We start from the raw sequence: 8,213 nt of genomic DNA on the forward strand, positions 1-8,213 counted from the left end.
CGGCGAGTCGGCGGAGCGTGGTGAAGTCGGGCAGTGCCAGGCCTCGTGGCTCGGTCAGTGCGTCCTCGGGGGTGAGGTAGAGGCGCTGCCAGCCCTTTAGTGCTTGCGGGGGCTGGGTGAGTCAGCCGTCGCGGGTGGCCTGGCGGGTGATACGGGCCAGGACGGCCAGGGTGTTCTTGATCGCGGACTGTCGGTGTCCGCTGGCAGCCCAGTGGTGGACGGCGCGGTCGATCGTTCCGGGTGTGAGGCGGTCGATGGGGATGGTGCCGAGGGTGGGCAGGAGTCGTTGTCGCCAGGCGGCGAGGTAGGCGCCGCGGGTGGTCGGTTCCAGGCCGGCGAGGGCGAGGTCCTTGACGCGGGCTCCGTAGCCGGCGAGGGAGGGCGCGTCGGGAAGGTGGGGCACCGGGCGCTCGGCGAGCGAGGTCAGGGCGGTCAGCAGGGCGGCGGCGAGATCCGGGAGGCAGTGGGCGGACTGCTGCCCGGGAGCGATCGGCAGGGGAGGGGCGGGTACGGGCCTCGTCGGTGCGGGGCCGGACGACGGCGGCGAGGGTGATGTCATGTCTGCACCGTGGGCGCCGACCGGCTCGTGCGACAGTTTGATCTCGGCCGGTTCCTCAACACGTGCTGAGTTAGGTGGCGTTGGTCACCGACGGGCGGCGCGTCACGCCGCCGCATGGACGATCGTGCTGCAGCGGCGTCATGGTCGGCAGGCCGACTCCGATGGCAGTCGATCCCCGCGTGCGGCCTGGTGGGCCTGAAGTGTGGTGGCCGGACCGCCGGAACGTGGCGGTCCGGACGCGACAGCGGCGCGGGCTTATCCCTGGTACGGGTCGGTGATTGTGTAGGGGCTGCGGGCGGCTGCGACGAGGGGGGCCGTGAATGATGCGCACCCGTGGTGCCGACACCACCGCGGTAGTGGAGTCCGTGCTCGCCGAAGACTGCCTCGGCACGACAGAGGTCATGATCAGGGGGCGGGCCGAGGGGCGCTGAGGTGCCCGGGGATACGGCGGGTCAGGCGCCCTTGTAGAGGCGTTCGAGGTCGACGAGTTGGATGTTCGGGTCGTGGGCGGCGCGGGTGTGCAGGTCGTCGGTGAAGCCGGCGCCGCTGAAGCAGAGCAGGCGGGTGGCGGGGGCGTTTACGGTGCCGCGGGCGCGGATCAGGTCGCGGATGTGCTCGAGGCGCTGGACGTGGCCGAAGCCCATGGTCTCGTTCCACTTGGCCTCGCCGATGGCGAGGAGTGTCTCGCGGCCGTCCTCGTCGCGTCCGAAGGCGGCGAGGTCGACTTCGTGGCTGGCGCGGGCCGCGGTGTCGGCGACAGTGCCTGACTCGACGCGGGTGCGCTGTCCGCCGAGGGTGTCAGGGGAGGCGTACCAGCGGGTCCAGGTGCGGCACAGCTGCTCGAAGTGGGGGCCGATGACCTTGCTGCGGAAGGTGGGCTGCGAGCGCTGCCAGACGGATTCGGCCTGGCCGGGGCGCTCGAGGTCGCTCCACTCGGGGCGCATCAGGGCGTAGTTGAAGGTCAGGATCGGCTCGTTGATGCGGTAAGCGGAGCGTTTGCCGTGGAAGGCATCGGGTTCGCGGCTGATCATGCCGGTGTCCTCGAGGACGGTCAGGGCGTGTCCGAGGTCGGTGGACTTGCGCTCCAGGAAGCTCGCGATGCCGCCGCGGGTGTGGTTTCCCTGGGCGATGGCGGCGAGGACGCCGTGGTAGAGCGCGGTGTCGCGCAAGTCGGGTTCCTCGGCGAGGAGGAAGCGGGCTTCGCGGAAGAGCGGGCGGCCGGGGTTGAGGATGTTGCGCAGGATCCACGGGCCGAAATCGTCCAGGTCAGCGGGGACGTCGCCGAGGGTGAACTCGCGGCCGTAGGCCGGGGTGCCGCCGACGACGGAGTTGACCAGCATGGCCAGGCGCGGGTCGGTGATGCCCCAGAAGTCGGCGGCGAGGCGGAAGTCGAGGGTGGGCACGATCAGTTCGAGGCTGGCGCGGCCGCGCAGCGGTGCGGTGCCGGAGAGCAGGTTGCCCATCAAGGACAGCGCCGAGCCGCACAGCAGGAGACGTACGGGGCCGACCTCGCGGCGGCCCTGCGGGCCCAGTGCGCGCTGCAGTAGGGAGGGGAGTTCGGGGGAGGCCTTGGCGAGGAAGGGGAATTCGTCGATGACGACGGTGAGGGGGCCGGTGCGCGCGGTGGCGAGGTGCATCGTGGCCTCGACGGCCTCGTCCCAGTGCGTGAACCGGTACGGGACGGTTCGGCCCTCGAAACGGGCCATCGCGACGCCGTACTGGCGCAGCGACTCCGCCTCGGTGGCCTCGCTGGCGGCGAAGAAGAAGCCGTCCGTGGCCCGTGCGATCCCATCGAGCAGGAAGGTCTTGCCCTGCCTGCGCCGCCCGGAGACCACACCGAGGGTCGCCTCGGGGCCCGGGTAGGTGACGAAGCGCACCAGCTCGGACCACTCGAAGTCACGGTCGAACATGCCGTCCGGCTTGTGGGTTTTCGGCTGGCTCACGGGACACCTCCGGGATGGCATTGCAATAATGAGCGTGTTAATTATAGACGCACCTATCATTTAGCGCCGTGGGTTGTCTGCCACGCCTGGACCTCCGGGGCTGTTTCCGGAGACCCCGCAACGGTCCGCCGAGGGCCGGGCGTGCCGTGGCGCCGTACGTCCATGCGGTGGGTGTCGCGGCAGCCGCAGGTGCGGTACAGGCGTCCGGGGGAGACGAGAGACGACGTGGACATGGCACGCTCGCCGTGCGCCAGCACTTCCTTCCGGCCATCGAAGCCGGCTGCTTTCCGGCACCCCGCCCTGGCCGCGCAGGCTGCGCATCCACCGGCTCTCCAACAGCGAGATCTACTCACTGAGAGATGCCCATCCTGATCACCGCTGGTCAGCGGTGCTGGCGTGGGTGGCCGGTGGCGTACTTGTCCTGGCCGCGGGCGGGAGGCTGGAGTCTAGATCATCTGACATGTCGCGGATGGGGGTTCTGTGCTTCGGCCGCGCCTCGGGTTGGCGGGGGGAGCGCCGACGAAAGTGCGCTGGTTGCACTGACGAAACGATGAGCCGGTTTCGCTATGTCTGGGCAGGCCAGGGGCGGCGTGATGGCGCTTACACGTATGACTGCCCGGTGGCTGGTGAGTCACCGGGCAGTCGGCCTTGCGGTTGTTGATCTTCAGTGGACTATTGAAGTGCGGGCAGTCTCACTCATCGGACTCGCTCTCTTCTGGCCTGGTGACGCAACCCGTTGCCGTCGTTGCCGCCGCGCCCCTTCGCCACGACGCCGTACCGTTTCACCAGACGGGGCGCCATGGTGGGATCGAGTCTCCGGCCAAAGTGCGGATGACTGCCGCGAGTTCGGATCGCGGAACCTGTTGGCCGGCTTCGTGGAGCTGCTTGGTCAACTGTGCCTCCAGTTCATGCAGGATCCGTCCGGCCACAGCGAGGTGCTCCAGCGCCTTCTCGGTCAGGACAACGAGTTTGCGACGGCCGCCGGTAGGGTGCGGTTGCCGCTCGACGTAGCCCCGCTTCTCCAGATCGTCGACGATCTGGCCGGCGGCCTGCTTGGTGACCCCGAGCTGCTCGGCCAGTTCGCTGCTCGTCGCACCGGAACCGCGTAGCGCCTGGAAGACCAAGCCGTGCATGGGGCGGAGATCGGCATAGCCGGCGGCGTCAAGACGGCTCACGAACTCGGAGAGGACCAACTGGAAGGCCATTCCGAGCAGGAAGGTGAGCTCGGCGCGCTCGAGGGGGTCATGGGTCTCCACCAGCTCATCTTGACACACCTGAATAAAGTCGCTTTACTCGCTGCGAGTAAAGGCGCTTTACATGGAGGGTGTGCACATGTACGTGGTCAGCGAGAGCGAGCAGCGGACGACCAAGACGCCGACTGGCTCGATGTTCGGCCTGGCTGCCCCCAGCCAGGGCAGTGCTGAGGTCAGCACCTGGCGGGTGGAAGTCGGCGCGGACTCCGCCACGCCGGTGCACATCATCGACCGCGAGCAGGTGTGGATGCCCCTGTCGGGCGAGTTCGAGATCGAGGTGGAGGGCAAGGCCGGGCGCGCCAAGGCCGGTCAGGCCATCATCGTGCCCGCTGGTGCGGTGCGGCAGCTGAAGGCCGTGGGTGGCCCGGCAGAGGCTGTGGTCGCCATGGCCGTGGGCGGCCAGGCGATGATGCCGGGCAGCGAGGACAAGATCCCGCTTCCGTGGGCGGAGTGACCCCTTCCCCCGTGAACAGCCCGACCAGGCCAACCCTCGATGGTTCTGGTCGGGCTGTTCGTCTCTTCGAGCTCTGCCCCGCAGCCCGTGCGTGACCGCGATCCTGGGTGGCAACTTCCGCCGTGTCACCGCTGGGAAATGATCTCCGCGAGCGTGGGAAGTGATGAGCACCAACAACGGAATCAGCCCTGGCTGAGGACTTTCGTCGGTGCCCCCGGGGCTCCTACGCCCCCGGTCAGGGTGTTGTGCCGTTCGGGAGGGTGCCGTGTCGTCGCTGGAGAAGATCGCGGCTCGCCGCGCGGAACTGGACCAGCAGGCCGAGACGCTGGCCAAGCAGTTGGCCAGGGTGGACGCCGAGCGCGAGGAACCCTCTGTCGCGGAGCGGGTCTTGCGGCGTCTGTACGAGCAGGAAGCCGAGGCTGCTGCTGCCGGTCTGGGTGTTGAGGCTGGGCAGCGGGTGGAGGTCGCGGGCCGGTCGGTGCTGAAGGTGCCACACCGCCGGGAGGTGCCGGATGCGTCCGCGCCGCCCGGCGACTACCAGCGGATGCTTGAGATCGTTAAGGCCGCGGGCGGGCCGGTGATGGTCAAGGAGGTCGGCGCCGAGCTGGGGATCGAGGTCTCGGTGCCGGGCCGGCTGGAGCCGTTGCGCGGGAAGCTGTCGAAGCTGGCCGCCCGTGGCTGGCTGCACAAGCTGCCGAACGGCACCTTCACCACCCGACCGTGAACGGTGCCTGTCAGGCCGTAACGGGCGGGCCCCCGGCCCGGGTTGAGGAGGTATGCCTACAACCAAGAACCCGGCCGGGGACCACGGTGAGCTTGTCTACCAGTGCCGACTGCCGCTGTCCACGCAGACCCTGCGCTTTATGACCAGGCTGCTTGCCGCTCACCTGAAGAAGATCCGGTCGCGGTGGCGGAAGCGTCCGGCCGGGCGGATCGCGGTGATCGTGCTGGCCGCGCTGCGGCATGACCAGCGCCTTGCCGACCTCGCCGGGGGCAACGACCTCTCACGCACCACCGTGGACCGGTGGCTGAAGGAGATTGATCGAGCTGCTGGCCGCGCGGGCTCCCAGGTTGGAGCGGGCCCTGGCAAAAATCGCCCGCGAGGGCGGCAGCGTGGTGCTGCTCGACGGGTCGCCGATACCCACCCAGCGCCGCACCGGCATCCCGATGAGGCGCCGCTGGTCGGCGAAGCATAAGCGCCACGGGCTGCTGGTCATCGCCCTGACCGACACCCGGGGACGACTGTTGTGGACCTCCACGGCCCGCCCGGCCCGCGGCTCGGAGGTCACCGCCTGCCGCCACGACGACCTGGTCGGCCGCCTGCGCGAGACCGGTCTCGCCGCGATCGCCGGCCTCGGCTTCGTCGGCCTGGACGACAACGCCGGCGACCCGACGGTCATCACTGGCTACAAGAAGCCGAAAGGCAAGAAGCTCTCGCTGGGGAAGAAGCTGGTCAACCAGCTGATCGCCGCGGAACGGGCGGTGTGTGAGCACGCGTTCGCGCATCTCAAGAACTGGCGCGTGCTGACCAGGCTCCGCCTCGACGTGAAGTGGGCCCCCCGACTCGTGAGGGCGCTCATGATCCTCAACCAGCGCGACATCGCCCGCTGACAGATGATCTTCACCGCAGACAAGCCCCAACGACCAGCACGAGCACGGCCTCATCCGCCCACGCCACCCCCGCGACCTGCACGTTCAGGATGAACACGACTCACTTACCTGGAATTTTGCCTCCCCGGACGGACGGCCCACCTTCCATCTCGACAAGACCGCCGACGGCGAGGCGCTGCTGGTCTGGCGCCGCATCGGCGACACGGCATCTATCGTCAGCCGTAGAGGCGACCGGGCCCGTCATCGGGCGTCCAGCTGAAGGATGTGCAGAACGGTGAGAGGCCGACGTCGAGAGCCGGCAGCAGAGCAGAGGTGCGTTTGAGCAGGGGCGCCGCCCCGGCCATGGGGCGGGTTTTCGCTGTTCGAGCAGCGCGTCGGCGATTTTCAGTACGGTTCGATGCCCCTCTACGGCGGTGCACCAGTCCTGGGGTGGCGTCTTCAGCCCGTGGGCTGTGCCCAGGAGGTTGCCGTACACCGCACCGGTGGAGTCGCTGTCGCCGGGGTGGGTGACGGACAGCGGTGAGCGTGGAGGCTCTGGGGCGGCGCAGTCCTGGGGGCAGCCGACGCTGGCGCCGCTGGTGCCGATCCGGGCGGTTGGCAGACCTTCCCGTTGGTGGCCCCGTGCCGTAGAAAGTCGGTCATGGGACCGTACTCCGTCCCCGTCGCCCAAGGTCCCTGGCCCGTCTCGACATTGCTCGGGAGGCTGGACGGGAGGATCGCCGCGGAACTGGTCGCCGCCGGGCGGCGGCGCACGGCGCATGCGGGTGAGGTGTTGGTGGGGCAGGGCGGGCAGGAGCGCACGCTACTCCTGCTGATGAGCGGGGCGGCGAAGGTCCTCGCCCAGACGGAGAGTGGCCACCAGGCGCTGCTCGCGGTCAGGGTCGGCGGGGACTGCGTGGGCGAGATGGGTGCGCTGGACGGCGCGCCGCGCAGCGCCACCGTCACCGCCTGCGGGCCGATGGAGCTGGTGGTGCCTCGTCATGCATCTCGATGAGCACGGCGGTGGTGAGGCGTTCGAGGGCGTCGGGGTTGGGGAAGATCTGTCTCGCCCAACCCGTACGAGCTGGAGCCAGTACGCCCAGGACATGACTGTCACGCATCACCACGGAAACCGGGACGCTCCATGACCTCAACCGAGTCGGCACAGCCCAAACGCGGCGCCGCAGGTCTTCACGGGCTGCCGCCTCGCACTGGCGATCGCCACCGTCGTCATGGTGGTGACCGAGATGGTCGGCTCCAAGGGCGGCATCGGCTGGTCCATCCTCGACTCCCAGCGGAGCTTCGACATGGTGGCGATGTGGTCCGGGATCGTCGTCCTGGGCTTCGTCGGCTACTCCCTCAACCTCGTCCTCCGCCTGGCCGAAGCGCGGATCCTGGCGTGGCACCACCAGAAGAACGGATAGGAACTGTCATGGATATCCGCAGCAACGACCGCTCCGGGACGCCACTGCTCCTGGTCCGGGAGCTCTCGAAGGCCTACGGCGACCACGAGGTGCTCGGCGGGATCGAGTTCGAGGTGCAGCGCGGCGAGATCATGTGCGTCGTCGGCCCCTCCGGCGCCGGCAAGACGACCCTGCTGCAGTGCCTGTCGGGCCTGTCGGAGCCGAGCTCCGGCCAGGTGGTGCTGAAACGGCGAGGCGATCCGTGAGACCCCGCCGGAGATGGCGATCGTCTTCCAGGACTACTCCCGTTCGCTGATGCCGTGGCTGTCGGTTCTCGACAACGTCACCGTCCCGCTCCGCTCGGCGAAGCTGGACAAGAGCACGCGCCGGGAGCGGGCCGTCGCCGCACTCACCGAGGTCGGTCTGGGCGAGCACCTGGAGAAGTACCCGTGGCAGCTCTCCGGCGGTATGCAGCAGCGGGCCGCCATCGCGCGCGCACTCGCCTACCGGCCGCAGGTCGTGCTCATGGACGAGCCGTTCGCATCGGTCGACGCCCAGACCCGCGCGGACCTGGAGGACCTTACCCTTTCACTGAAGAACCACATGGGCATCACGGTCGTGCTCGTCACCCACGACATCGACGAGGCGGTCTACCTGGCCGACCGGGTCCTGGTGCTCGGCAAGCGCCCCACCCAGGTCGTCGGCCTCGTCGAGGTGGACCTCGGCCACGAACGCGACCAGATCTCGACCAAGGAGAACCCGGGGTTCGCGACGCTGCGCAGCAGGGTCTACCGGGGCATCCGCGGCGAGCAGCAGTCCGTGAGCGGCTCGGCAGCCAGCTGAGCCGAGGCCTTCGAGTCGGCCGCCGTGTCCACCGACTGCTGGCTGGCGTACGGCTGCCCCGCCGACGCCATGTCCGACGCGAACGCCTCGCCCGCTTCCACACCCTCGCCGACAACGCGGGCGCCTGCCTGGGGCAGCAGCCATAGGGGGGAGTGCGCTGATCAACGG

The 8,213-nt window shown here is 69.2% G+C and carries 9 protein-coding genes and 1 pseudogene; 7 read left to right on the forward strand and 3 right to left on the reverse strand.

Features of this window, described 5'->3' with window-relative positions; translation table 11 throughout:
* Positions 1 to 121 precede the first annotated feature (121 nt).
* From ACSMXV_RS37935 to ACSMXV_RS37945, 3 genes are all read right to left on the reverse strand, one after another.
* Positions 122 to 559, reverse strand: a complete 438-nt coding sequence (locus ACSMXV_RS37935; RefSeq protein ID WP_473175340.1) for a hypothetical protein — start codon at positions 557 to 559, stop codon at positions 122 to 124.
* A gap of 452 nt (positions 560 to 1,011) precedes the next feature.
* Positions 1,012 to 2,469: an AAA family ATPase gene (locus ACSMXV_RS37940; protein WP_473179184.1), complete on the reverse strand. Its 1,458-nt coding sequence runs from the start codon at positions 2,467 to 2,469 to the stop codon at positions 1,012 to 1,014.
* A gap of 815 nt (positions 2,470 to 3,284) precedes the next feature.
* Positions 3,285 to 3,758, reverse strand: coding sequence for a MarR family winged helix-turn-helix transcriptional regulator (locus ACSMXV_RS37945; RefSeq protein WP_473175341.1), 474 nt, complete (start codon positions 3,756 to 3,758; stop codon positions 3,285 to 3,287).
* A gap of 61 nt (positions 3,759 to 3,819) precedes the next feature.
* Here ACSMXV_RS37945 and ACSMXV_RS37950 point away from each other — a divergent pair, with 61 nt between their 5' ends.
* The 7 genes and pseudogenes from ACSMXV_RS37950 (at position 3,820) to ACSMXV_RS37980 (ending at position 8,045) form a co-directional block, all read left to right on the forward strand.
* On the forward strand, positions 3,820 to 4,209 hold the full coding sequence (locus ACSMXV_RS37950) for a cupin domain-containing protein (protein ID WP_473175342.1): 390 nt from the start codon (positions 3,820 to 3,822) through the stop codon (positions 4,207 to 4,209).
* 265 nt (positions 4,210 to 4,474) lie between these two features.
* Complete coding sequence (locus tag ACSMXV_RS37955) at positions 4,475 to 4,933, forward strand: hypothetical protein (protein WP_473175343.1); 459 nt, start codon at positions 4,475 to 4,477, stop codon at positions 4,931 to 4,933.
* Positions 4,934 to 5,247: 314 nt separating this feature from the next.
* A complete protein-coding gene (locus tag ACSMXV_RS37960; protein ID WP_473175344.1) occupies positions 5,248 to 5,820 on the forward strand; it encodes a transposase family protein in 573 nt (190 codons plus the stop codon).
* A 640-nt stretch (positions 5,821 to 6,460) separates the two neighbouring features.
* Positions 6,461 to 6,814 carry a cyclic nucleotide-binding domain-containing protein gene (locus tag ACSMXV_RS37965; protein WP_473175345.1) on the forward strand — a complete coding sequence of 118 codons (354 nt, stop codon included), beginning with the start codon at positions 6,461 to 6,463 and terminating at the stop codon, positions 6,812 to 6,814.
* Positions 6,815 to 6,980: 166 nt separating this feature from the next.
* Positions 6,981 to 7,223: pseudogene (locus ACSMXV_RS37970) on the forward strand (ABC transporter permease); the annotation flags it as partial.
* Positions 7,224 to 7,231: 8 nt separating this feature from the next.
* Entirely contained in the window at positions 7,232 to 7,468 is a 237-nt protein-coding gene (locus tag ACSMXV_RS37975) for an ATP-binding cassette domain-containing protein (RefSeq protein ID WP_473175346.1), read from the forward strand.
* Between the two features lie 13 nt (positions 7,469 to 7,481).
* On the forward strand, positions 7,482 to 8,045 hold the full coding sequence (locus tag ACSMXV_RS37980) for an ABC transporter ATP-binding protein (RefSeq protein WP_473175347.1): 564 nt from the start codon (positions 7,482 to 7,484) through the stop codon (positions 8,043 to 8,045).
* Positions 8,046 to 8,213 lie beyond the last annotated feature (168 nt).

The sequence above is a fragment of the Streptomyces sp. DSM 42067 genome, assembly GCF_055792885.1.

Coding starts and splice junctions, on each gene's coding strand:
- ACSMXV_RS37935 (WP_473175340.1), bottom strand. CDS start 559: ATGACATCACCCTCGCCGCCGTCGTCCGGCCCCGCACCGACGAGGCCC.
- ACSMXV_RS37940 (WP_473179184.1), bottom strand. CDS start 2,469: ATGTTCGACCGTGACTTCGAGTGGTCCGAGCTGGTGCGCTTCGTCACC.
- ACSMXV_RS37950 (WP_473175342.1), top strand. CDS start 3,820: ATGGAGGGTGTGCACATGTACGTGGTCAGCGAGAGCGAGCAGCGGACG.
- ACSMXV_RS37965 (WP_473175345.1), top strand. CDS start 6,461: ATGGGACCGTACTCCGTCCCCGTCGCCCAAGGTCCCTGGCCCGTCTCG.
- ACSMXV_RS37975 (WP_473175346.1), top strand. CDS start 7,232: ATGGATATCCGCAGCAACGACCGCTCCGGGACGCCACTGCTCCTGGTC.
- ACSMXV_RS37980 (WP_473175347.1), top strand. CDS start 7,482: ATGGCGATCGTCTTCCAGGACTACTCCCGTTCGCTGATGCCGTGGCTG.